Annotated in this window: 23 protein-coding genes; 12 read left to right on the top strand and 11 right to left on the bottom strand. The window is 64.3% G+C overall.

Translation table 11 applies throughout. The features are described from left to right. Both XI06_RS28605 and XI06_RS28600 read left to right on the top strand, forming a co-directional pair. Window positions 1-651, top strand: coding sequence for a 3-oxoacid CoA-transferase subunit B (locus XI06_RS28605; RefSeq protein WP_237862444.1), 651 nt, complete (start codon window positions 1-3; stop codon window positions 649-651). 12 nt (window positions 652-663) lie between these two features. Then, window positions 664-1,122, top strand: a complete 459-nt coding sequence (locus XI06_RS28600) for a MaoC family dehydratase (RefSeq protein ID WP_237862445.1) — start codon at window positions 664-666, stop codon at window positions 1,120-1,122. A 6-nt stretch (window positions 1,123-1,128) separates the two neighbouring features. Here the strand turns inward: XI06_RS28600 and fabI are convergent, their stop codons facing one another. Genes fabI through XI06_RS28580 form a run of 4 tightly spaced genes read right to left on the bottom strand, consistent with a single transcriptional unit; the run spans window position 1,129 to window position 6,345 of the window. After that, window positions 1,129-1,917, bottom strand: a complete 789-nt coding sequence (gene fabI, locus XI06_RS28595; RefSeq protein WP_237869033.1) for an enoyl-ACP reductase FabI — start codon at window positions 1,915-1,917, stop codon at window positions 1,129-1,131. After that, window positions 1,914-3,128, bottom strand: coding sequence for an acetate/propionate family kinase (locus tag XI06_RS28590; protein WP_237869035.1), 1,215 nt, complete (start codon window positions 3,126-3,128; stop codon window positions 1,914-1,916). The genes fabI and XI06_RS28590 overlap by 4 nt, the downstream gene beginning before the upstream one ends. A gap of 5 nt (window positions 3,129-3,133) precedes the next feature. Next, a complete protein-coding gene (locus XI06_RS28585) occupies window positions 3,134-4,093 on the bottom strand; it encodes a phosphate acetyltransferase (RefSeq protein WP_237869036.1) in 960 nt (319 codons plus the stop codon). Between the two features lie 29 nt (window positions 4,094-4,122). After that, window positions 4,123-6,345, bottom strand: a complete 2,223-nt coding sequence (locus tag XI06_RS28580) for a DUF3141 domain-containing protein (RefSeq protein ID WP_237869037.1) — start codon at window positions 6,343-6,345, stop codon at window positions 4,123-4,125. 179 nt (window positions 6,346-6,524) lie between these two features. On the opposite strand from XI06_RS28580, the gene XI06_RS28575 reads away from it, so the two are divergent. Continuing rightward, a complete protein-coding gene (locus tag XI06_RS28575) occupies window positions 6,525-6,671 on the top strand; it encodes a hypothetical protein (RefSeq protein ID WP_237862450.1) in 147 nt (48 codons plus the stop codon). Between the two features lie 188 nt (window positions 6,672-6,859). Here the strand turns inward: XI06_RS28575 and ntrC are convergent, their stop codons facing one another. From ntrC to dusB, 3 genes are read right to left on the bottom strand one after another with little or no spacing between them, the layout of a single operon-like run. Next, window positions 6,860-8,302, bottom strand: a complete 1,443-nt coding sequence (ntrC, locus tag XI06_RS28570; RefSeq protein WP_237862451.1) for a nitrogen regulation protein NR(I) — start codon at window positions 8,300-8,302, stop codon at window positions 6,860-6,862. Window positions 8,303-8,311: 9 nt separating this feature from the next. Beyond that, window positions 8,312-9,481: a two-component system sensor histidine kinase NtrB gene (locus XI06_RS28565; protein WP_237862452.1), complete on the bottom strand. Its 1,170-nt coding sequence runs from the start codon at window positions 9,479-9,481 to the stop codon at window positions 8,312-8,314. Beyond that, window positions 9,478-10,479, bottom strand: coding sequence for a tRNA dihydrouridine synthase DusB (gene dusB, locus XI06_RS28560; RefSeq protein ID WP_237862453.1), 1,002 nt, complete (start codon window positions 10,477-10,479; stop codon window positions 9,478-9,480). Before dusB ends, XI06_RS28565 begins: the two co-directional genes overlap by 4 nt. Window positions 10,480-10,761: 282 nt before the next feature. Between dusB and XI06_RS28555 the strand changes: the two genes are divergently transcribed. The 8 genes from XI06_RS28555 (at window position 10,762) to XI06_RS28520 (ending at window position 18,399) form a co-directional block, all read left to right on the top strand. After that, window positions 10,762-11,958, top strand: coding sequence for a bifunctional 2-C-methyl-D-erythritol 4-phosphate cytidylyltransferase/2-C-methyl-D-erythritol 2,4-cyclodiphosphate synthase (locus XI06_RS28555; RefSeq protein ID WP_237869039.1), 1,197 nt, complete (start codon window positions 10,762-10,764; stop codon window positions 11,956-11,958). A gap of 3 nt (window positions 11,959-11,961) precedes the next feature. Then, complete coding sequence (locus tag XI06_RS28550; protein ID WP_237862455.1) at window positions 11,962-12,570, top strand: CinA family protein; 609 nt, start codon at window positions 11,962-11,964, stop codon at window positions 12,568-12,570. 694 nt (window positions 12,571-13,264) lie between these two features. Beyond that, complete coding sequence (locus XI06_RS28545; protein ID WP_237862456.1) at window positions 13,265-13,972, top strand: c-type cytochrome; 708 nt, start codon at window positions 13,265-13,267, stop codon at window positions 13,970-13,972. 52 nt (window positions 13,973-14,024) lie between these two features. Next, entirely contained in the window at window positions 14,025-15,233 is a 1,209-nt protein-coding gene (locus XI06_RS28540) for a cytochrome c (RefSeq protein ID WP_237869040.1), read from the top strand. Window positions 15,234-15,241: 8 nt separating this feature from the next. Beyond that, a complete protein-coding gene (locus tag XI06_RS28535) occupies window positions 15,242-15,418 on the top strand; it encodes a hypothetical protein (protein ID WP_211395848.1) in 177 nt (58 codons plus the stop codon). Further along, window positions 15,415-15,978 (top strand): cytochrome C oxidase subunit II, encoded by a 564-nt coding sequence (locus XI06_RS28530; protein WP_237862458.1) that lies wholly within the window; start codon window positions 15,415-15,417, stop codon window positions 15,976-15,978. Before XI06_RS28535 ends, XI06_RS28530 begins: the two co-directional genes overlap by 4 nt. Next, window positions 15,965-17,584: a b(o/a)3-type cytochrome-c oxidase subunit 1 gene (locus tag XI06_RS28525; RefSeq protein WP_237869041.1), complete on the top strand. Its 1,620-nt coding sequence runs from the start codon at window positions 15,965-15,967 to the stop codon at window positions 17,582-17,584. Before XI06_RS28530 ends, XI06_RS28525 begins: the two co-directional genes overlap by 14 nt. Continuing rightward, the gene (locus XI06_RS28520; protein ID WP_237862460.1) at window positions 17,584-18,399 is read left to right on the top strand and encodes a c-type cytochrome; all 816 of its coding nucleotides are present in this window, start codon (window positions 17,584-17,586) and stop codon (window positions 18,397-18,399) included. Before XI06_RS28525 ends, XI06_RS28520 begins: the two co-directional genes overlap by 1 nt. Here the strand turns inward: XI06_RS28520 and XI06_RS28515 are convergent, their stop codons facing one another. Beyond that, complete coding sequence (locus XI06_RS28515; protein ID WP_237862461.1) at window positions 18,400-18,882, bottom strand: type II toxin-antitoxin system RatA family toxin; 483 nt, start codon at window positions 18,880-18,882, stop codon at window positions 18,400-18,402. 6 nt (window positions 18,883-18,888) lie between these two features. After that, complete coding sequence (gene lipA / locus XI06_RS28510) at window positions 18,889-19,845, bottom strand: lipoyl synthase (protein WP_237862462.1); 957 nt, start codon at window positions 19,843-19,845, stop codon at window positions 18,889-18,891. A gap of 130 nt (window positions 19,846-19,975) precedes the next feature. Between lipA and XI06_RS28505 the strand changes: the two genes are divergently transcribed. Next, complete coding sequence (locus tag XI06_RS28505) at window positions 19,976-20,578, top strand: DNA-3-methyladenine glycosylase (RefSeq protein WP_237862463.1); 603 nt, start codon at window positions 19,976-19,978, stop codon at window positions 20,576-20,578. A gap of 2 nt (window positions 20,579-20,580) precedes the next feature. On the opposite strand, the gene XI06_RS28500 is transcribed toward XI06_RS28505, so the two are convergent. Together XI06_RS28500 and XI06_RS28495 are read right to left on the bottom strand one after the other, a co-directional pair. Beyond that, the gene (locus XI06_RS28500) at window positions 20,581-23,457 is read right to left on the bottom strand and encodes a valine--tRNA ligase (protein ID WP_237862464.1); all 2,877 of its coding nucleotides are present in this window, start codon (window positions 23,455-23,457) and stop codon (window positions 20,581-20,583) included. Window positions 23,458-23,586: 129 nt separating this feature from the next. Then, entirely contained in the window at window positions 23,587-24,360 is a 774-nt protein-coding gene (locus XI06_RS28495; RefSeq protein WP_237862465.1) for a PopZ family protein, read from the bottom strand. Window positions 24,361-24,437 lie beyond the last annotated feature (77 nt).

Here is a 24,437-nt window from a genome sequence, read left to right as displayed (position 1 = left end):
ATGGACCCGCAGATCATCATCGCCCGGCGCGTCGCCAAGGAGCTGAGAAGCGGCAACCTCGTCAATCTCGGGATCGGAATCCCGACGCTGGTCGCAAATTACGTTCCAGCCGATCTCAAAGTGTTCTTCCAATCCGAGAACGGCTTGATCGGCACCGGCCCAATTCCGGAGCAAGGCCTGGAGCACCCGACGCTCACGGACGCTGGCGGCCGTCCGATCAGTGCGCTGCCGGGCGCTGCGACCTTCGACAGCGCGATGTCGTTTGGGCTGATCCGCGGCGGCCATGTCGATATCACCGTTCTCGGAGGCCTCCAGGTTGATGCGCACGGCCATCTCGCCAACTGGATGATCCCGGGCAAGATGGTGCCCGGCATGGGCGGCGCGATGGATCTCGTGACGGGCGCCAAGCGCGTCATCGTCGCCATGCAGCATGCGGCCAAGGGCAAGTCCAAGATTGTCGCCAAATGTACGCTGCCGCTGACCTCGGCGCGGCCCGTGAATCTGGTGGTCACCGACATGGCCGTGATCGGCTTTCCCGACGGCAAGGCAACACTGCTGGAAACCGCTCCCGGCGTCACCGTCGGCGAGGTCCTGGCGGTGACCGAAGCCGAGCTCGCGATCCCTCAATCCGTGCTGGAAATGAAGATCTGAGGAAGCCAGGCCATGCGGATATTCAGCGACTTCAACGACATCAAATCCGCCATTGGTATCGAGATCGGCGTCAGCGACTGGGTCGAGGTGTCGCAGGATCGTATCAACCAGTTCGCGGCCGCGACCTGCGACGAGCAGTGGATCCATGTCGATCAGGAGCGCGCCAGCAAGGAGATGCCTGGCGGCAAGACCATCGCCCACGGCCTGCTCTCGCTGGCGCTGGCGCCCCTCTTCATCCGCTCCGTGATCGGCCTGAAAGGTTTGCGCAACACGCTGAATTACGGCGCCGATCGCATCCGCTATCTGGCGCCGGTTCCGGCCGGCTCAAAGCTGCGCGGCCGCGTCACAGTCGCGGAGGCCGAGGACGTGCCGCCGGATGGCCTGCGCGTCAACTATCATCTCGTCATCGAGATCGAGGGCGGCAAGAAGCCCGCCTGCGTCGCCGAGCTCATTGCCTTGCATTATCGTTGAGCGCGCTCAATCGATGATGTGATAGCCGCCATCGATATACAGCACGCTGCCGGTGATCAGCTTGGCGCCGTCGAGCGCGAGGAAAGCGGTGGCATTGCCGACATCGTCGATGCTGACGAGACTACGCGACGGCGCCTTGGATTGCGCCTTGTCCATCAGCTCGTCGAATTCGGGAATGCCCGAGGCGGCACGGGTCGCAAGCGGCCCCGGCGAGATTGCGTGGACGCGGATGCCCTTCGGACCGAGTTCCGCTGCAACATAGCGGACGGAGGCTTCGAGCGCGGCTTTCGCCACGCCCATGATGTTGTAATTCTCGACGACCATCTGGCTGCCGTAATAGGTCATGGTGAACAGCGTGCCCCCGTTCTTCATCAGGGGTTCGGCGAGATGGGCCATCCGCAAGAACGACCAGCACGACACGTCCATGGTCTTGAGGAAGCCGTCGCGACCGACGTCGACGACGCGGCCGTGCAGCGCTTCCTTGGGTGAGAAGGCGATGGAATGGAGCAGGAAATCGAGCTGTCCCCATTCCGACGCGATGCGTTCGAACACCGCCTCGGTCTGGCCTTCAGCCATGACGTCGAGCGGCATGAAGATCGGGGCTTCCAGCGCCTGCGCCAGCGGCTCGACATGCTTCCTGGCGCGATCGTTGAGATAGGTCACGGCGAGATCCGCGCCGAGCGCGCGGAACGCCCGCGCGCATCCCCAGGCGATCGACTGGTCGTTGGCGATGCCGACGATCAGCCCCTTCTTTCCCTTGAGGGCCACCTTGCTGTCCGGAAATACGGGGATCATGACACCCTCTCAGGTCTAGCGTTGTGCGATTGTCCGTTCATCAGTAGCGACAGCGTGTGCTGGGCGATCATCAGCTCCTCGTCGGTCGGAACGACATAGACGGGGATGCGGCTGTCGGCATGGGAGATCAGCCGCGCGTGGCGGGCGTTCTCGCCTGCATCCAGCACTGCGCCGAGCCATTCGAGCCTGGCTGTAACGCGCGCGCGGATCGATTCCGAGTTCTCGCCGATACCGGCTGTGAACACGAAGGCATCGAGCCCTTGCAGGGCCGCAGCCAGCATTCCGGCGTTGAGGGCGATCCGGTAGACGAAATAGTCGATCGCGAGCCTTGCTTGCGGATCGTCGCTGGCCTCCAGCTCGCGCATGTCGTTGCTGATGCCGGAGAGGCCTTTCAGGCCGCATTCGCGGTAGAGGAAGTCCTGCACTTTCGAAGGCGGCATGCCCTTTTCGGAGATCAGATAAAGCAGCACGCCTGGATCGATTTGTCCGGGTCGCGTTCCCATCGGCAGGCCGTCCAGCGCCGTGAAGCCCATGGTGCTCTCGACGCTGCGGCCGTCCATGAGCGCGCACATCGAGGCCCCGCTGCCGAGATGGGCGACGATCACGCGCTGCTTCGCGATCGCGGGCGCGACGCCCGGCAGCGTTCGGGCGATGTACTCATAGGACAGGCCGTGGAATCCGTAGCGCCTGACGCCTTCGGCGTGGAGCTGATGCGGAATGGCATAGTGATCGGCGACGGCATCATGGTTGCGGTGAAAGGCCGTATCGAAGCACGCCACCTGCGGCAGCTTTGGGAAATTCGTCAGCAACGAGCGGATCGGTGCGAGATTGTGCGGCTGGTGCAGCGGCGCCAGAGAAACAAATCGTTCGAGGCGGGACACGACGCCATGGTCGATCAGGACCGGCCGCGAATAGTCCGGGCCGCCATGCACGACGCGGTGGCCGACCGCGATGGGCGTGACCTGGAGCTCGTTGCGCAGCCAGTCTCCGGCAACGGCCATTGCCGCCGGAACATCGGGCACCGCCTCGATCGGATAGGCGCGATCGGCCAGCGACTGCCCGCTGGCACCGCCGGCACGCAGGCGCGGCCGGCTGCCGATGCCGTCCATCTGCCCCTTGATCTGCCGGCGCAGCGTGCCCTCGCCTTCGATCGAATAGACCTGGAACTTGACACTCGAGGAGCCGGCATTGACGACGAGGATCGTGTCCATGGCGGTCACGCGGCGACTGTCGGCGCCTTCTGGCGCCGGGCGGATGCGTAAAGCGCTGCGACCGCGCAGGATGCCATGCGCGCGCGCGGCGAGTCCGCGCGCGAGGTCAGCACGACCGGCACCCGTGCGCCCAGCACGATGCCCGCGCCGTCGGCCTTGGCGAAATAAGCGAGATTCTTGGCCAGCATGTTGCCGGATTCGAGATCCGGAACCATCAGGATCTGGGCTCGTCCCGCGACCTCGGAGACGATGCCCTTGACCCGCGCCGCTTCCGGATCGATGGCGTTGTCGAACGCCAGCGGGCCGTCGAGCACGCCGCCGGTGATCTGGCCGCGATCGGCCATCTTGCAGAGGGCCGCGGCCTCGATCGTGGATGGGATCTTCGAGGTGACCGTTTCGACCGCCGACAGGATCGCAACCCGCGGCGTCTTGCCGAAGCCGGCCTGGTTGTAGAGATCGATCGCGTTCTGGATGATGTCGCGCTTGGCGTCGAGATCGGGGAAGATGTTGATCGCGGCATCCGTCACGAAAATCGTCTCGGCGTAAGCCGGCACGTCCATGACGAAAACATGGCTGATGCGCCGGTCGGTGCGAAGGCCGCCCGTCTTCGCCGTGACGGCGCGCATCAGCTCGTCCGTATGCAGGCTGCCCTTCATCAGCAGCTCGCCTCTGGCGGCATGGATCAGCTCGACCCCCTTGGCCGCCGCGTCGTCGCTGTGCGCGGCGTCGACGATCTCGAATCCTGAGACGTCGAGATCGAATTTTGCGGCCGTATCCCTGATCTTTTTCTCGGGCCCGACCAGGATCGGCCGGATGATGCCCACGCTGGCGCTGTCGATGGCGCCGCGGAGTGAGGTCTCGTCGCAGGGGTGCACGACGATGGTCGGTGTCGGGGGCACGGCCTGCGCCATCGCGATCAGCCGGTCGTACTTGCTGCCGGTCTTGTGCGTCGTATCGGCCGACATCGTGTCACTCCCGTTTCCGCCAATCCGCGCTACGACGCTCTTGCCTGCGAGTCGAAAGGGGCAACGTTCGACACCGCCTCGCCCTCCCCGTCCAGGCCGAACAGCCCGGCAACACGGCTCAAGCGATTGGCGCGCTCGCCGGTGATGTCCTCGCTCGCCGACAGTACCTCGCGCATCGCCGCGAAGGCCGCGCGCCGCTGGTTCATATCGGCAGGCAACAGACCCGGAATGGCCGCCAGCGCGCCCTCCCGATCCAGCAGCAGCATGAAGAACTGCTCGCGCACCAGCATCTTGAATTCGGACAACGTCACCCGGGGGCCGGCATGGTCGCGCCTGAGCTGACGCAGCGCCTCGATGCTGCGCTCGTCCACCATGCCGCGCGCGGAGCCGACATAGAGCAGCGCGCGGATGGAGGCTTCACGGAGACCACCCTCGCCGATCTTCGCCTTCAACTCCGCAACACGCTTCGCGAGCATGACGCGATGTTCGTCCGACATCTCGCGGCGGCGTGACGGCACGGAATTGGGATCGATGCCGACTACGGCCTGGAGCGCAGGTGAGCCATAAACGTTGAGGAAGATGGTCTCGCTGAGCGCCTCCTGGGTGTCGCGCCAGCTGTCGAGCGCGTGCACGATCTGCTTCGAGATCTGCTCCTGGAAGGCCAGGAACGGATTGTCCTTCGACACCGGCCTGCGCTTCTCCTCGACGCGATCGGCGACCGCTTTCACCGCAGACATCCAGGGATTCTGGCTGCTGAATGCCTCGTACTGCATCCGCAGCGGATGCATGTTGCGCGCCCAATCCGCCACCTGCGGTGTCACCATCTTCTTGATCCAGGGCTGCACGAACTTCTGATAGGCCGCCAGATTGAGCTCGGAGACGCGCTTGGCGGCCGCGAACCGCCGCTCGTCCTCGGGGGAATTGCCGCCCATGGCCCTGATGTCGTCGAGCGTTCGTGCCTCGCAGCGCATCACCCATTGCCCCGCCGCAAGATCGGCATTGAGCGTCTCGTTGCCCCTCGCCTCGAACGTCGCCTCGTAGAGCCCGGGCGGAAGCACGTCGATCAGGTCGATGTTGCTGGAGAACTCGGCATGCTCCTTCTTAGCGACGCCGCCGGACACGAAGATGCCGAGATGGCCGATGCTGTCGTGAACGGTGTAGACGATGGTCTGACCGTAGGCCCTGATCTCGTCGACATCGGCATAACAGTCGAGGATCCAGTCAAGCGCCTGCTGCGGCGGGGTGACGTTGTCGCCCTTGGAGCAGAACACCACGATCGGCGAGCGGATGTTGCGCAGATCGACTTTCTGGCCATCAGACATCTCGATGCGGCCGGCCGCGAGATTGTTGCCGATGAACAGCTCGTCGACGATGAACTGGATCTCTTCCGCATTGAGGTTGACGTGGCCGCCCCACCAGCGCTCGAAATCGAGATATCGCTCGGCCTCGCTGTCGACCTTGGAATAGACGTTGTACTGCTTCGTCCAGAGCGTGTTCGACGGGTTCTGGTTCTCGAAATTTTGCACCAGCCAGGCGCCGTCGAACTTGCCGGCGCCGAGATCACTGGCGAGCGCGGTAAGCCAGCTTCCGCCCAACAGGCCGCCCGAATAGCGCATCGGATATTTGCCGTGGACGCCGGCCCAATAGGCGAGCGGCGCGCCGGCGATGATCAGCGGCCCGAACAGTTCCGGCCGCAGCGATGCCAGGATCATGACCGCCCAGCCGGCCTGACAATTGCCGATGACGCAGGGCTTGCCGTCCGCGTCGGGATGACGGCTGATGACAGTTTCAAGAAACTTCGCTTCGGCCCGCGCGACGCGCTCGATCGTCTGGCCCGGCATGGGTTCGGGCAGGAACCCAATGAAATAGCAGGGATGCCCCGCCCTCATCGCGACGCCGATCTCGCTGTCCGCCTTGAAACCGCCGATGCCGGGACCATGGCCTGCGCGCGGATCGACCACGACGAATGGTCGCCGGGTCATGTCGATCGTGACATCCTTGGGTGGGATGATGCGCACCAGTGCGTAATTGACGGGCTCGTCCAGCTTGCGGCCGTCCGTGATCAATTCGGCAGCATATTGCAGCACATGCGGTGCCGTTTGCGCGACATGCTCGCGATATTGGTCGCCGCGCTGGCGCATGATGTCCAAAAACAGCACGCTGCGCTGTCCGGCATCGACCAGATACTCCACGGCCGAGGCGACCAGCCCCGACATGGGACCATCAGGCAGTTTCAGATCTTCCATCGCCATCTTCGACCTCATCGTCGTCGTGCAAGGTCATTCAAGGCGAGCCCCCATCGGCCTACGTTGACATAGGTCAACGGTGGGCGCCTTGCGCGCGCAGCCGCTACGCGGAACCCTGTGGGGAAAAGGTAAGAAGACCATGTCCGACGGCGGGAACAGATTCCGGCCCTTCCGGCTTAACCGGCATGGACAGGTTCTTTCTCGCAACGATGGTTTCGGCGGTGTTGCTGCTGATCGTGGCCTCTGACCTTCTGGTCAACGGGCCGAGCAGGCAGGACCAGACCGCGCAGATGGCCAACATCCAGCCGGTCGCAGCTCACTTGCTCAGGTAGGTGCGAGACTGCGCGCTGCGACGGGACGACCAATTCGAATGCTCCAACGGAACATTTCAGCCTGATCAGGACTTCTGATCTCCGCGCCTGCCACGAACGGCCAGCGCGATCCGGACAGGCTCAGCTCCGCTGTGGTAGGGGGAGCTGAGCCACCTCCGCGAAAACGTGTATAGCGTTTGTCGCGATGGCTAACCCCCGCTCCTGTAGACCTGGATATCGAGATCCCGGATCTTCTTCCGCAGCGTGTTGCGGTTGAGGCCGAGCAGATCGGCGGCGCGGATCTGGTTGCCGCGGGTGGCGGCCAGCGCAGCCGTCAGCAGCGGCACCTCGATCTCCTTGAGGATGCGGTGATAGAGGCCGGGCGGCGGCACGCCGTTCGGGAAACCCTGGAAGTGCGATGAGAGATAGGCCTCCACCGCGCCGCCAAGATTGTCGACACCTTGCTGGACGGCGGCACCCGGGCTGACAGAGGGCGGCGCCAGCTCGCCGTCGATGACGGATGCGGTGATCACGTCCTGCGGATAAAGCGCGGCAAGGCGTCGGGCGAGATTCTCCAGCTCGCGCACATTGCCGGGCCAGCGATGCTGCTTCATCCGCTCAAGCGCCAGCGCATCGAGCTTCTTCGGCGGCAAGCCGTCTTTCTCAGCGAGCGCGAAAAAGTGACGCACGAGATCCGGAAGATCCTCGATACGCTCGCGCAAGGGCGGCAGCCGCAGCGGCACGACGTTGAGGCGGAAGAAAAGGTCCTCGCGGAACAGCCCCTGCTGGATCAGCACACGCAGATCCTTGTTGGACGCAGCAACGATCCGCACGTCGGTCTTGATCGGGGTGCGGCCGCCGACGGTCGTGTATTCGCCCTGCTGAAGCACGCGCAGCAGGCGGGTCTGCGCCTCCATCGGCATGTCGCCGATCTCGTCGAGGAACAATGTGCCGCCCTCGGCCTGCTCGAACCGGCCGGACGCCCGCGTGTTGGCGCCGGTGAAGGCGCCGCGCTCGTGGCCGAACAGCTCGGATTCAATGAGGTCACGCGGGATCGCCGCCATGTTGACCGCGACGAACGGACCGTTGCGACGCTTGCCGTAATCGTGCAGCGCGCGCGCCACCAGTTCCTTACCGGTGCCTGACTCGCCCGTGATCATCACGGTAAGGTCGGTCTGCATCAGGCGCGCGAGAACGCGGTAGATTTCCTGCATCGCCGGCGAGCGGCCGACCAGCGGGATCGCCTCCATCTCGGCGTCATCGTCGGGCGTCGCGACCCGCTCCTTCGGCTCGGCGAGCGCACGGCCGACGATCGCGATCAGCTCCTTCAGGTCGAAGGGCTTAGGCAGATATTCATAGGCGCCGCGCTCGGAGGCGCGGATCGCCGTCATGAACGTGTTTTGCGCGCTCATGACGATGACGGGCAAATTCGGCCGCATCTTCTTGATCCGCGGCAACAGGTCGAAGGCGTTTTCGTCCGGCATCACCACATCGGTGATGACGAGATCGCCCTCCCCCTGGCTGACCCAGCGCCATAGCGTCGCGGCGTTGCCGGTCAGCCTGACTTCATACCCGGCCCGGGAAAGTGCCTGGTTGAGAACCGTGCGGATGGCGGTGTCGTCATCAGCTACGAGAATGCTACCTGCGGGCATCGTTAATCCTCATTTTGCCCCCTGTGATGCAGACGACGACTTCCCGGCAGAGCCGTCGCGACTGCTGTGATCTGCGTGTTTGACCGATGTCGAGTACATCGGCATCAGCACGCGGAAGGTGGTCTTGCGCGGCTGAGACTCGCATTCGATGATGCCCCCGTGATCGCCGACGATCTTCGCGACCAGAGCAAGACCGAGGCCAGAGCCGGTCTGCTTGGTGGTCACGAACGGGTCGAACAGGTTGGGCAGAAGATCGTCCGGCACGCCCGGTCCATTGTCCTTCACGCAGAATTCGAGCGGCAGGGATACCCGGGATTTTTGACCGGGGACTGACAGGCGCACGCCCGGGCGGAACGCGGTGGTGAGCTGGATCTCGGCGTCAGGCACGTCGATCAGCGCTTCGGCGGCATTCTTCACCAGATTGAGGAACACCTGGATCAGCTGGTCCTGGTTGGCCAGCACTGGAGGCAGCGAGGGATCATAGTCTTCGATGAAGCGGATGTTGCGGGCAAAGCCCGACTGCGCCAGCCGCTTCACGTGGTCGAGTACGGAATGGATGTTGACGGGGCCGCGCACCACGGGGCGCTCGTCGCCAAAAACCTCCATGCGGTCGACCAGCGTCACGATGCGGTCGGCCTCATCGCAGATCAGGCGGGTCAGCATGCGGTCTTCGGACGACGCCTGCTGCTCCAGGAGCTGCGCCGCGCCGCGGATGCCCGAGAGCGGATTCTTGATCTCATGCGCAAGCATCGCTGCTAGCGCTATCACCGAGCGCGCAGCGCTGCGGTGGGTGAGCTGGCGATCCATCTTGTCGGCGATGGAGCGCTCCTGGAGCATCACCACGATATGGCCAGGGCGCTCGGTGAGCGGGGCGACATGAAGATCGACCTGGCGGTCGCCGCCCATGCGCGGCGTGCCCAGATCGACCTTGTATTCGTTGACCGGCGAGTTCGACGAGCGCACCTGGTCGATCAGCGCCAGCAAGGGGCTGCCAAACGGCACCAGCTCTTTCAGCGACTGCCGCTTCAGGAACTGCGTCGAGATTTCGAAGAACGCTTCGGTCGCAATATTGGCGGCGACGATCTTGCCGTCCGGCCCGATCATCAGCACGGGATTGGGCAAGGCATCGAGAATTGCCTCGCTGTCGGCCGGTTTGCGATGGTCAGCGGCTGAGCTCATGCAGCGGCGCTCCATGCAAAATCGTCGAAGGCATCCTGCAACGACCGGTGGACGAGGCCCGGATCCTCGGATGTCAAAATCTTCTGGCGCCAGGCCTTCAACGTCTCGACCGACACGCCGCTGGCTTCGGCCGCAACATCGAGCGCCCAGCCAAGATGTTTGCGCGCATGCTTGAGGCCGACACGCAAGCCATAGAGTGCGCAAACGCCCTCATAAAGCGTGCGGACATAATGCAGCTGCGTCGCGAGCGAGGGCGCGGCTTCGGCCGCCCCACCCTTCAACCGCCGCCCGATCTCGCCCGGCAGCCAGGGCTGGCCGTTGGCGCCGCGACCGATCATCACGGCATCGGCGCCGGAGGCCTCGAGCGCCGCGAGCGCTTTCTCGTAAGACGTGATGTCGCCATTGACGACGAGCGGAATGGAGATCGCCTCGCGTACCGCGCGGATCGCATCCCAATCGGCCTCGCCCTTATAGAACTGGCAACGGGTGCGGCCGTGAACAGTGACAAGCTTGATGCCGGCGGCTTCCGCGCGACGGGCCAGCTCAGGCGCGTTGCGGGTGCGATCGTCCCAGCCGAGCCGCATCTTCAGCGTCACCGGCACTTTCACCGCTGATATCGTCGCTTCGATCAGGCCGACGGCGTGATCGAGGTCGCGCATCAGGGCCGAGCCCGACTGGCCGCCGGTGACGTGGCGGGCCGGACAGCCCATATTGATATCGATGATGTCGGCGCCTTCGGCTTCGGCGATCCGGGCGCCCTCGGCCATCCAATGCGCCTCGCAGCCGGCAAGCTGGACCACATGGGGCCCAACACCGGTCGCTTCGCAGCGCAACCGCGACATGCGGTGACCATTGGCGAGCTCGTCACTGGCCGTCATTTCGGAGACGACCAGGCCAGCCCCAAGCTCGGCGGCCAGACGGCGGACGGGTGAGTCCGTCACTCCCGACATCGGTGCCAGGAAGACCGGATTGGCGATCTCAATATCGCCTATTTTCAATGGCTTAGAGCCTGATACTGCCGAGCCGGTCACAGGGGTCTCGTTGCGTGGACGGCGCCTCATCGCGCCTGCCATGATCTATCTTGCGCACAATTCTTGTGCAGTCAAGCGTCATGCCTACAGTTTAGACAGTTCTGCAGATCTTTCAAGTGCAGTGCAGCAAAATGCTGAATCCCACAATCCGGGGAAACCCCCTTTTTTTGCGGGCCTGCCGTGCTAGAGGCATGCCGGCAGTCACCTCACTCCCCGACTCCCCCCTTAGCAGTTGAATATTTGAGTCCTATGGCGAAATCACAGCGCACCGCAGTCGTTCTCGTCGCGGCCGGACGTGGCCTGCGCGCAGGCGCCGGTGGCCCCAAGCAATATCGCGAGATAGGCGGCGTGCCCGTGATCTACCGCGCCATGGAGGCGTTCAGCACCCATCCCGATGTGTTCGCCGTGCAGCCGGTAGTGAACCCCGACGACAGCGCCATGTTCACGGCAGCGGTCGCAGGCCTCAAGCACGAGGCACCGGCCAATGGCGGCGCGACGCGCCAGGCCTCGGTGCTGTCAGGCCTCGAAGCGCTTGCGAAGCACAAGCCCGACATCGTCCTGATTCATGACGCCGCACGGCCCTTTGTCTCTTCGGGTGTGATCTCGCGCGCGATCGAGGCGGCCAGCCGCACGGGCGCTGCGATCCCAGTCGTCCCCGTCACTGACACGATCAAGGTGACGAGTGCGAACGGTGACGTCGAGGACACGCCTGATAGGGCGTCCTTGCGAGTCGCGCAGACGCCGCAATCCTTTCGTTTCGATGTCATCCTCGAGGCGCATCGTCGCGCGGCCAAGGACGGGCGATCTGATTTCACCGATGACGCTGCGATCGCCGAATGGGCGGGATTGACGGTTGCGACCTTTGAAGGCGATGTTGCCAATATGAAGCTCACCACTCCCGAAGATTTCGTGCGCGAGGAAGCGCGCCTGGCCAGCCTGCTCGGTGATATCAGAACCGGCACGGGCTACGACGTGCACGCCTTCGGCGAAGGCGACCATCTGATGCTCTGCGGCGTGCGTGTACCGCATACGAAAGGCTTCCTGGCGCATTCCGACGGTGACGTCGGCCTGCATGCCCTGGTCGATGCGATCCTCGGCGCGCTCGCCGATGGCGACATTGGTTCGCACTTCCCGCCGAGCGATGCGAAGTGGAAGGGTGCCTCCTCCGACCAGTTCCTGAAATACGCCATCGAGCGCGTCACGGCGCGCGGCGGCCGCATCGCCAATCTCGAGGTCACCATGATCTGCGAGCGGCCGAAGATCGGACCCCTGCGCGATGCCATGCGCGCGCGCATCGCCGAGATCTCCGGCGTCGATATCTCCCGTGTCGCGGTGAAGGCGACCACCAGCGAGCGGCTCGGCTTCACCGGCCGCGAGGAAGGCATCGCGGCTACCGCGAGCGCCACCATCCGCCTGCCATTTAACGAAAAGACTTGGAGCGTCTAGGTCATGGGCGGCAGCGACGCACGCGCCCTCTCCCGCTCGCTGCTCGATTTGTGCCGGATGCGCAAGCTGACGATCGCGACCGCCGAGTCCTGTACCGGCGGCCTTGTGGCCGGTGCGTTGACCGACATCCCCGGCTCGTCCGACGTCATTGACCGCGGCTTCGTCACCTATTCCAACGACGCCAAGCGCGCGATGCTCGGCGTCGAGGCAAGCACGCTCACCAATTTCGGCGCGGTCAGCAAGGAGACCGCGACCGCCATGGCAGTCGGAGCGCTCGAGCGCGCGGATGTCGACCTTGCCGTTGCGATCACGGGCATCGCGGGCCCTGGCGGCGCCACGCCGGGCAAGCCGGTCGGCCTCGTCCATTTCGCCGCTGCGGCGCGCGACGGCCGCATCATCCACCGCGAGCAACGTTTTGGCGCGATCGGGCGCACCGCGGTGCGCCAGCGCTCGGTGGTCGAAGCCCTGCGCATGCTGATGGAGCTCGCCCGCGGCCCGCAAGCTGCCGCCAAGCCGCAACGCGCCGCCGCGAGCCGCCTGCGTCCCCGCGTCACGCGCACGCCGCGCCGGCATGCGACAAAGCGCAGGCCGCCACGGTCGCCGCGGGGGTGAGCACTCTCTCCCGCCGGCCAGCGGCTTAATCGCATAGATGAGGTCGACCTGACATCCGGGAATCGATCGAGACGGGTTCGACGCTCAAGGCAGGTTCGATCCTTGCGAGGTTCGCTCGATCCGAGGGATGACAGGAAGCTTTTGCTCGATTGCCTTCGCGAGCACAGTTCCCGTGGTACGACCGAGCTCCTTCGCGATCATTGTGATTGGCTTGGTCCCTGCAAGCTTCCTGAGCCGATCGAGGTCGTCGTCGCTCCACGATTGCTTCCAACGCGCCATGTCTCCTGGTCCTGCTACGTAAGCCCTGCGCCCGACTCGGATTGTAATTGCATCTCTCACGAATGCAGCTGATGCGGGTGTGCCGCCCACGGCAAGGGGCGTTCCGTCAGTCCAAAGCGTTTTGGCACAAATTGCACTTGTCACTCCAAATGTGCGCAGTTGGTGAGCCGCCTCTGACATCAGAGGGTGAAGAAATGAAACAAGGCTCGGGCAAGACATGCCGCGAGGATGCGGCGACATGCGTTCTTGTCAAAACGCACACAATTTTGTTCGAAACGATCGCGAAGCGCGATGCAGCGGCGCGACCGAACGTCATCGCCCTATTGCGAACTTGCGCGGAAAAATATTGCCGCAATAATGCTGCCCTACGTTGTGATCCGGAATCAACCGGATCAGCATTCTGGAGGGCGACAAAGTGTTCGCTCGCGCCACGGCCTTAGCCGTACTTGTCGCCACTTTGGCCGCCTTTGATGGTGCGGCCGCGCAAACGGCGAGCCTGCCGCCCGATACGATGGCGGCGCGGGTCGAGGCCTGTACGCCCTGCCACGGCAACAAAGGCGAAGGCACCAGCGATGTCTATTTCCCGCGCCTCGCCGGCAAGCCCGCGGGCTATCTCTACAATCAACTCCTCGCCTTCAAGAGTGGCCGGCGGAAGTACCCGCCGATGAATTACCTGCTGGAATTCCTCACCGATCCGTACTTGCAGCAAATGGCGGAGTATTTCGCCGATCAGCATCCGCCTTTGCCGCCCGTCGCAGCCAACGATGCGAGCCAGGAGGTGCTGCAGCGCGGTCAGCTCCTGGTGTCGCGTGGTGACCCTCAGCGCCAGATACCGGCTTGCGGGAGCTGCCACGGACCGGCCTTGACCGGAATGGAGCCGGGAATTCCGGGCCTGCTCGGACTGCGGCCGAACTACATCAGCGCGCAATTAGGGGCGTGGCGCTACGGCACCCGCACCGCGAAGGCCCCGGACTGCATGCAGCAGGTCGCTGCCCGGCTGACAGAGGAGGACGTCACGGCAGTCGCGGCATGGCTTGCAAGCCGTCAGGCCCCGGTGAACCTTGCTCCGGTGCCCAAGGGCACCTACGTGCTGCCATTCGCCTGCGGCAGTGAAGGGGATTGAGGAGATGGGGATGCATTGGTGCTCACCAATCCTTGGCACGTGGCTGTTGCTCATGGCCGGTTCGACCGTGGAGGCGCAGCAGGTCGAGCCCGCCGGCACCAAACTCGTCGCGCGCGGCGAATATCTGGCGCGCGCCGGCGATTGCATTGCCTGCCACACTGCGCCGGAGGGCCGAACCTTCGCCGGCGGGCGCGCCATGCCAACACCGTTCGGGACTCTGTATTCGTCCAACATTACGCCGGACCGGGAGACCGGGATTGGCAAATGGACCGCGGAGGACTTTTACAAGTCGATGCATTACGGCCGCTTTCCCGACGGTGGACTGATGTATCCGGCAATGCCTTTCGCGTCCTACACCAAGGTCACACGCGCCGACACCGACGCGATTTTCGCCTATTTGAAGTCGATCCCGCCGGTGAACCAGCGAAACCGCGAGCACGATCTGCGCTTCCCCTATGACAATCGCCAGCTCATCCTCGGCTGGCGCACGCTGTTCTTTAGTGAGGGCGAGTTCAAGCCCGATCCGAGCAAATCGGCCGAGTGGAACCGCGGCGCCTATCTGGTCGAGGGCCTCGGCCATTGCGGCATGTGCCATTCGCCGATCAACGCGCTTGGCGGCACGTCGCAGTCCGACGCCTTCAAGGGCGGTCTGATTCCCATGCAGAACTGGTACGCGCCCTCGCTCACCTCCAACCGCGAGGCGGGCCTCGGCGACTGGAGCATCAAGGACATCACCGATCTGCTCCAGACAGGCGTCTCCGCGCGCGGCGTGGTTTACGGGCCGATGGCCGAGGTCGTGCACAACAGCCTGCAATATCTCAATGACGAAGACACCAAGGCGATGGCGGTCTACCTCAAGGGCATCGCGGAAGGCTCGTCACCGCCGCCCGCAAGCTCCGTTCTGCCCAACACCGAGAGCAGCCTGCTGATCAGCCTCGGCAAGACCGTCTACGACAAGAATTGCGCGAGCTGTCACGGCACGCAGGGCGAAGGCAAGCCGCCACACTGGCCGCCGCTCGCCAACAATCAGTCGATCGAGATGCAGTCGGCGGTCAACCCGATCCGCATGGTGCTCAACGGCGGCTATCCGCCGGGTACCAAGGGCAACCCGATGCCCTATGGCATGCCGCCCTTCGCGGGCCTCCTCTCCGACAACGAGGTCGCCGCCGTCGTCTCCTACATCCGCACCGCCTGGGGCAATCGTGGCTCGCCGGTCTCGGCGCGCGAGGCCAACGAGCTGCGCTCCGCGCCTTTGAATTGAGATCCGCCATGTTCAATTCCGATCCTCCAACCAGCCCAGCAGCCGCCGATCAGGCCGTCGAGGAAGTCGTTGCCCAGGGGCCGTCAGGCGCGATTGTGCTGGCCGGCATCGCCACGGCCTGCGTGGTCGCGATGTGGCTCGCGTTCTATCTGTTCGTCTTCCTGCCGCGCGGGTCGCTGCAATGAGCACAGGGCAAGCCCACGGCAGCGTCGAGGTCGCGGCGCGCGTCGAGCGGCGCTGGGCCACGATTGCCGTGATCATCATCGTGGGCATGGCGTTGCTCGCGGCTTTCGCCGGCATCCATCGTGCGACCATGCCGCAGCCGCGAGTCGAGACCACCGACCCCTCGCGCATCCATCTCTCGGGCGAGTTCGTCGAGAGCAATCTCGGCAGCGTGCTGGAAGCCAACGGCAATGTCACCGTGCGCGCAATTGGCCAGCAATATTCCTTCACGCCGGCCTGCATCGTGGTGCCCGTCGATACGCCGATCACGCTGCGCGCGACCAGCGCCGACGTTGTGCACGGCATCCTGGTCCAGGGCACCAACGTCAACACGATGCTGGTGCCGGGCTACATCTCCGAGCAGCTGATGCGCTTTACAAAGACCGGCGACTATCTGATGCCCTGCCAGGAGTTCTGTTCCTTCGGCCATGAAGGCATGTGGGGCAAGATCAAGGTGATCGACAAGACTGACTTCGCAAATCGCGCGAAGGCCGGCGGGAGGCTGAGCTGTGTTGGTCAATAGGAAGCTCATTCTCGCCCATTTCTGGCTGGCGTTTGCGGTGTTCGGCGTCGCGCTGACGCTTGGCGCCTGGCAGATGTTCATTCGTAGCCCGCTCGGCACCTGGCTCTCCAACCCCGAACTCTATTACCGCTCGCTGACCGCGCACGGCACAGTCATGGGCTACGTGTTCCCGACGCTGGTCGCGATGGGATTTGGCTATGCCATCAGCGAGTCCGCGCTGGAGCAGCGCCTGGTCGGCGTGCGCTGGGCCTGGACCGGATTCTGGCTGATCGTCGCCGGCAGCATCATGGCGGTGATCCCGATCGCGCTCGGGCGCGCCTCCGTGCTCTACACGTTCTATCCGCCGCTGATCGGCAACATCTTCTACTACCTCGGGGTCGTGCTGGTCGTGGTCGGCTCCTGGATCTGGGTCGCGCTGATGTCGATTAACTTGCGCATCTGGCGCAAGGCCCATCCTGGGGCGCCGGTGCCGCTCGCGATGTTCGCCAATGTCGCCGGCTCCTATCTCTGGGCCTGGACCGCGGTCGGCGCGGCGCTCGAGTTGCTGCTCCAGATCATTCCCGTCGCCGCGGGGCTAAAGAACACCATCGATGCGGGGCTTGCCCGGGTGTTCTTCTCCTGGACGCTCCACGCCATCGTCTATTTCTGGCTGATGCCGACCTACATCGCCTATTACACGATCGTGCCGCGCGCAATCGGCGGCCGGGTCTACTCGGACAGCATGGCGCGGATCTCCTTCATCCTGTTCCTGGTGGTGGCCATGCCCATCGGCATGCACCACACCTTCGCCGATCCGCAAGTCGGCGCCGGCTTCAAGTTCATCCATTCGGCTTTCACCGCGCTCGTGGCGCTGCCGACGTTGCTCACGGTGTTCACGATCTGCGCCTCGGTCGAGATCGCGGCGCGGCTTCGCGGTGGCCGCGGCCTGTTCGGCTGGCTCAGGGCCCTGCCCTGGGACAATCCGATGATGCTGGCGTTGGCGTTCTCCTTCGTCATGCTCGGCTTTGGCGGCGCCGGCGGGCTCATCAACATGAGCTATCAGCTCGATGCGTCCATCCACAACACCCAGTGGATCACCGGTCATTTCCACCTGATCTTCGGCGGCGCCATCGTCATCATGTATTTTGCGATCGCCTATGATCTATGGCCGCATCTGACCGGACGCGAGCTGATCGATGTCCGTCTTATCCGCACCCAGCTGTGGCTGTGGTTCATCGGCATGGTCGTCACCACCTTCCCGTGGCACTGGGTCGGCATTTTGGGCATGCCGCGCCGCATGGCCTATTTCGACTTCGCCGATCCCGCGATCGCGCCGCAGGCGCTTTCGGTGATATTCTCCGCGATCGGCGGCTTCGTCCTGCTGACCTCGGGGATCATGTTCATTGTCATCCTAGCGCGCGGCATGCGTGCGCCTCAGGTCGACGCCGGCGCCTATCGCTTTGCGGTCGCCGTGCACCAGCCGGCAACCGTGCCCGTTGCACTCAACACCCATGCGCTGTGGGTGGCATTGATGATCGCGCTCACCATCACCAACTACGGCTATCCGATCCTCAACCTCGCGACCACGGGGACATCGGTGCCAGCCGTCTATGTGGGAGCGCAGTGATGAGCGCCCGCGACCTTTTCTCCCTCAACAATCCTCATTTCACGCGGGGCGTCGGCATCATTGCCGCAATCCTGATTGTGACCGCGATTGCCGGCTTTATCGTGCTGCCCTTTGCCCAGCCCTGGATCCAGTTCGCCAATGTCTGGGACGCGATCTGTAGCGCCGCAGGCGTGGTACAACGGACCGCGACCGTCACAGCGCCCGAAGAGACAAAACGTCTGTCCGATGTCGTCCTGACCTCGCATACGCTGTCGCGTCCAAGCCAGGAAGCGATCGGCCGCGGTGCGACGCTGGCGCAGCGCTGTGCCATCTGTCACGGTCCGACCGGCATCAGCCGCGCAGACTCGCCGAACCTCGCCGGCCAATATGCCGCCGTGATCTACAAGGAGCTGCACGATTTCCGCTCCGGTGCGCGCAGCAATGCCGTGATGTCGCCGTTTGCCGTCAACCTGACCGACGATGAAATCGCCGACCTCTCAAACTATTATGCTTATTTGCCACGGCTTCCGGCCTATCACCCGACGCCGCAACTACCGAAGCCCAACATCGTCATCTTTGGTGCGCCGCTGCGCGGCATCGCACCCTGCGGCGCCTGCCATGGCAGCCTCGACAACAAGACCGGCAGCCCGTGGCTGGAAGGACAGTCCGAGGCCTACATGAAAGCTCAGCTCCAGGCGTTTGCCGAAGGCGAGCGCCGCAATGACATCAGCCAGCAGATGCGCAACATCGCCCGCGCGATGACGCCTCAGGAGATTGATGCTGCCGCAGCGTATTACGCCTCGCAGCCGCCGGATGTCGTCAAAGCCGTGGATTGATCAGGACGACGCCAGCTTCGGCCGGCCGTAGATCGCATCCGCCCGCTTTTCGAACGCGGTTGAAAACCGCGCAAACGCCGCGTCGAACATCGAGCCCATCAGCATCGCCAGCATGCGGCTCTTAAATTCATAGGCGAGGAAGAAGCCGACGTCGCAGAATTCATTGCCGTCCTGCTGGCCTCTCGCCTCGAACGTCCAGCGATTTTCGAGATTACTGAAGGGACCTTGCAGATATTCGACCAGGATCTTCAGATTCGCGCGGTCGAGCGTCACGCGGCTGGTGAAGGATTCCTTGACCAGCTTGAACGACACAGTCATGTCGGCGACCAGCACCTCGGTGCCGTCGGGCTTCGCCATCCGCTGGCGGATCTTCAGCGCGCTGCACAGCGGCACGAATTCCGGGTAACGCTCGACGTCGGCGACCAGATCAAACATCTCGGGTGCGCTGTGATTGACACGGCGCTTGCTCGAAAATTTGGGCATATCGGTTCAGCGCGCGGTCGCGGCCCGAGCGGCCTTCAGTCTCGCAAAGTCCTCGCCGGCGTGATGCGACGAGCGTGTCAGCGGGCTCGCCGACACCATCAGGAAGCCCTTGGTGTAGGCGACCTTCTCGTAAGAACTGAACTCGTCCGGCGGCACGTAGCGCATCACGGCGTGGTGCTTGCGGGTCGGCTGGAGATATTGCCCGATGGTCAGGAAATCGACGTCGGCCGAGCGCAGATCGTCCATCACCTGCTGCACCTCGTGGCGCTCCTCGCCGAGGCCGACCATGATGCCTGATTTGGTGAAGATGGTGGGATCGAGCTCCTTGACCCGCTGCAGCAGCCGGATCGAGTGGAAGTAGCGCGCACCGGGCCGCACCGTGAGATAGCGCGACGGCACGGTCTCGAGATTGTGGTTGAATACGTCGGGCCGCGCGGCGACGACGACTTCGAGCGCTCCCTCCTTGCGCAAAAAGTCCGGCGTCAGGATCTCGATGGTGGTCGAGGGACAGGCGGCGCGGATGGCGCGGATGGTCTGGGCAAAATGCTCGGCTCCGCCATCGGCGAGATCGTCGCGGTCGACCGAGGTGATGACGACGTGGGCGAGACCCAGCTTGGCGACAGCCTCTGCGACGTTCTGCGGCTCGGCCGTATCCAGCGCGTTGGGCAGGCCGGTCTTGACGTTGCAGAAGGCGCAGGCGCGGGTGCAGGTGTCGCCCATGATCATGAAGGTCGCGTGCTTCTTGTCCCAGCACTCGCCGATGTTCGGGCAGCCGGCCTCCTCGCACACCGTGTGCAGGCCGTTGGCACGCACGATGTTGCGGGTGTCGGCATAGCCGCGGGTGTTGGGCGCGCGCACGCGAATCCAGTCCGGCTTCGGCGGCGAAGCGGAATCAGGGCGGTTCACCTTTTCGGGGTGGCGCGGGCGCAGCGGGTTCGTGATGGTATCGACAATAACGACCATGATCTGTCCGGTCTGTTCAGGTCCTACCTAGTCGGTCTGGCTGCCTGCCGCAACCCGGCTCGCGCCGCTTCAGGGAACATGGCAGATATGGGCAATATCCTGCTCTGTTCTCAGGCGATTCTCACCTCGAATGGCTCCAGTCTCGAAGACTTCCACACCCCGGCTCGGCAAAGCCCTGAAGCGCGGCTTTTTCGACCGCGACGTCCGCGAGGTCGCTCACGACCTGATCGGGGCCACCATGCTGGTCGACGGCGTCGGCGGGATCATCGTCGAGGTCGAGGCCTATCATCATACCGAGCCGGCGGCGCACTCCTACAATGGCCCGACGCCGCGGAACCAGATCATGTTCGGTCCGCCCGGCTTTGCTTATGTCTACCGCTCCTACGGCATCCACTGGTGCGTCAACTTCGTCTGCGAGGCCGCAGGCTCGGCCAGCGCCGTGCTGATCCGTGCGCTGGAGCCGACCCATGGCCTCGCCGCAATGCGCCGACGGCGCCATCTCCAGGAGGTGCACGCACTGTGCTCGGGTCCGGGCAAGCTGACCGAGGCGCTCGGCATCACCATCGCGCACAACACCCTGCCCTTGGACCGGCCGCCGATCGCGCTGCATGCGCGGACGGAGGATCTCGAGGTCGCAACTGGCATCCGGATCGGCATCACCAAGGCGGTCGAGCTACCCTGGCGCTATGGCGTCAAGGGCTCGAAATTCCTCAGCAAGCCGTTTCCGAAATAGGCCTACGACGCCTGCTTCAGCCGCTCCAGCGCCTCGAGCAGCTTGGCCTTGCGGGCCAGCGCCGCCTCGCGCTTTTCGCGCTCTTCCTCGACGACCTCTTCGGCCGCGTTGGCGACGAACTTCTCGTTGGCGAGCTTGGACTCGGCACGCTTGATGTCGGCGTCGGCCTTGCCGATTTCCTTGTCGAGGCGTGCACGCTCGGCGGCGAAATCGACCACGCCCTTCAGCGGCAGCGCCGCGACCTCGCCGCGCACGAGGAGTTGAACCGCTCCGTCAGGCGCGCGATCGGCGAAGGAGATGTCCGACAGCCGCGCCATGCGCTTGATGACGTCGGTCCAGCGTGGCGCACGTTCCCTGGTCTCGGCCGAGGCCCCCGCGAGCACGAGGGCCGTCAGCGTCGCCGGTGCAATATTCATCTCGGCGCGCACCGAGCGGATCTGCGTGATCAGGTCGATCACCCAGCCGATCTCCGCCTCCGCCTTGGGATCGGTGAAGTCGGCGTGGTCGAAGATCGGCATCACGAACGCCGGCGAGACCAGCGGATCGGTCGGCCCGGCTGCAGCCGCGAGCATCGCAAGCTGCTCCGGTGTCGGCTCAGCCCGCTTCAGCGGCCATGGTGCCAGCGCGAGCAGGCCATCGCGCTTGGCCGTTACCTCCCACAGCTCTTCGGTGATGAAGGGCATGAAGGGGTGCAGCAGCTTCAGGATCTCGTCGCGCGCCCAGGCGACCATGGCGCGGGTCTCGTCCTTGGCGGGGCTATCGGGACCGAGCAGGACGGGCTTGGCGAGTTCAACATACCAATCGCAATAGACGTTCCAGACGAAGCGGTAGATCGCGCCGGCGGCATCGTTGAAGCGATAGGCCTCGATGGCTTCGGTCACCTCGCGCGTGGTGTGCGCGCTTTCATGGGCGATCCAGCGGTTCAGCGTTTCCTTGGCCTTGGCCGGCTCGAAACCTTCGGGCACGGCGCAATGGTTCATCTCGGCGAAGCGCGAGGCGTTCCAGAGCTTGGTCGCGAAATTGCGGTAGCCTTCGACGCGGCTGGTGGCGAGCTTGATGTCGCGCCCTTGCGCGGCCATCGCAGCCAACGTGAAGCGCAACGCGTCGGCGCCATATTCGTCGATCAGGTTGAGGGGATCGATGACGTTGCCTTTGGACTTCGACATCTTGGCGCCCTTCTCGTCGCGGACGAGGGCGTGGATGTAGATCGTCGAGAACGGGATCTCCTTCATGAAGTGAAGGCCCATCATCATCATTCGGGCGACCCAGAAGAAGATGATGTCGAAGCCGGTCACCAGCGCGTTGGTCGGGTAGTAGCGCTGCACCTCGGGCGCATCTTCAGGCCAGCCGAGCGTCGAGAACGGCCACAGCGCTGAGGAGAACCAGGTGTCGAGCACGTCCTCATCGCGCGTGATGAAGCCTTCGCGCTTGTTGCGGTCGAGCGCCATTTCGCGGCCCTGTTCGACCGTGATGACTTCCTGCTCGACATAATAGCCGAGCGCATGGCTGATCGCCTCCTCCTCGGTCTCTGCGACGAACACCTTGCCGTCTGGGCCGTACCAAGCCGGGATCTGATGGCCCCACCAGAGCTGGCGCGAAATGCACCAGGGCTGGATGTTCTCCATCCACTCGTAATAGGTCTTCTCCCAATTCTTCGGCACGAAGGTCGTCTCGCCCGAACGCACCGCCGCAATCGCAGGCTTTGCCAGCGTTTTGGCGTCGACATACCACTGATCGGTGAGATACGGCTCGATCACGCTGTTGGACCGATCACCGTGCGGGACCATGTGGGTGTGCGGCTCGATGCGCTCGACGAAGCCGAACGATTCCAGCCGCTCGACGATGCGCTTGCGCGCCGCGAAGCGGTCGACCTTGTTGAACTCCTCGGCGAATTGCGCGGCGCCTTCCGGCAGGCCTTTCAGATAATCCTCGTTGTCGACGAGGTCGAGGCATCCTTCCTTGTCCAGCACGCTGATGCGGCGCAGGCCGTGGCGATTGCCGACCTCGAAATCGTTGAAGTCGTGCGCCGGCGTCACCTTCACCGCGCCCGAGCCCTTTTCCGGATCGGAATATTCGTCGGCGACGATCCTGATCTTGCGGCCGACCAGCGGCAGGACCACGTTCTTGCCGATCAGCTTCTGATAGCGCTCGTCCTCGGGATGCACGGCTACGCCGGTATCGCCGAGCATGGTCTCGGGCCGCGTGGTGGCAACCACGATGAAGGTCGAGCGATCCTCCGGATCGAAGGTCTTGCCCTCGATCGGATAGCGCAGGTACCAAAGGTGACCCTTCACCTCGGTCTGCTGCACTTCGAGATCGGAGATCGCGGTGAGCAGCTTGGTGTCCCAGTTCACCAGCCGCTTGTCCTTGTAGATTAGGCCGTCGCGGTGCAGTTCAACGAACACCTTGATGACGGCCTTGGACAGGCCCTCGTCCATAGTGAAGCGCTCGCGCGACCAGTCGCAGGAGGCGCCGAGACGCTTGAGCTGGTTGATGATGGTGTCGCCGCTCTCGGCCTTCCACTGCCAGACCCGCTCCAGGAACTTCTCGCGACCCATCTCGCGGCGCCCGGGCTGCTGGCGCTCCATCAGCTGCCGCTCGACCACCATCTGGGTGGCGATGCCGGCATGGTCGGTACCGGGCTGCCACAGCACGTCGCGGCCGCGCATGCGCTCGAACCGGCACAGGATGTCCTGGAGCGTGTTGTTGAGGGCGTGGCCCATGTGCAGCGAGCCCGTCACGTTCGGCGGCGGGATCACGATGGTAAAGGGCACTGCGTCGCGGCGGTCGGGACGGCCAGCCTTGAAGGCAAGGCTGTCCTCCCACACCACGGACATGCGAGCTTCGATATCGGCGGGCTGGTAATTTTTCTCGATCATGGGGCTGCTAGAAAGCCGCGCGCGGGGCTCAAGTCAACGGAAAGCTCAGCGGCAAAAGGGCTTTCCGGCCCGTTCGGCAGGCCGAATATGGCGCTCAAGCGGGGCTTTATGAGGGCTTGGCTTCGGCCGTCACCGACCGCCGCGTGAGACCCGCTCGATTTCGGCCTTCACAATGCGTTCGACCAGGCCCGGCAGATTGTCGTCGAGCCAGGATTTCAGCATCGGGCGCAGCATCTCCTTGACCAGGTCCTCCAGCGTCCGCGCGTTGCTGCTGAGCACCGTGTGAGCCAGCGAATTGAAGGCGGATTCGACCGCCGAGACGGTCGACTGGGCCAGAATCGGCTGCTGCGGCGGCAGCGGCGGCGCGTCGTAATCGACCGGCGCGTAGGACGGCGGAGGCGTTGGACGCGGCGGCGGTGCCTCGGCGAATTCGAGATCGTCGCGCGGCTCGACCCTGTGGAAGCTCGGCGGGGGCGGCGCCGGTGTCGGCTCGGGATCCAACGCCATCTCGTCGGTCAGCTCGAGCACGTCGGGCTCTGGCTCTGGCTCAGGCTCGGGTTCTGGCTCCGGAGCTCGCACCTCAGGCGCAGACGTGGCCTCGTCCAGCCCCGCCAGCAGCGCGTCGATGTCGTCCTGGTTGTTGGGGCCGGCATCGGCGGCGGGCGCGGGCGACGGAGGCGGCGCGGGCTTCGCAGCCGGCGGCGGCGCGGGCTTTTCGGCGGCAGGTTTTGCAGGCGCGATTTTGGACGGAGGGATGTCGGCCATCGGCTTTGCCGCGGGTGCAGGTGCGGGCTTTGCAGCCTCTGCCGGCGGCGGCTTCGCCTCGTCATCAGCAATGATGCGCCGGATCGAGGCCAGAATCTCCTCCATGGAGGGTTCTGTGACCTTTGCAGGCTGCGTCATCTCCGACTCCACATCATCAACGCCCTCGCATGCGCTGTTTTACACCAAGCACGACGGCATTGGCCGGTTCCGGATGG

Origin of the sequence: Bradyrhizobium sp. CCBAU 11434, assembly GCF_028128895.1 — a bacterium.
Lineage (GTDB): Bacteria > Pseudomonadota > Alphaproteobacteria > Rhizobiales > Xanthobacteraceae > Bradyrhizobium > Bradyrhizobium zhengyangense.
The sequence above is the reverse complement of the archived record's forward strand: the minus strand, read 5'-3'. Positions and strand labels throughout refer to the sequence as shown.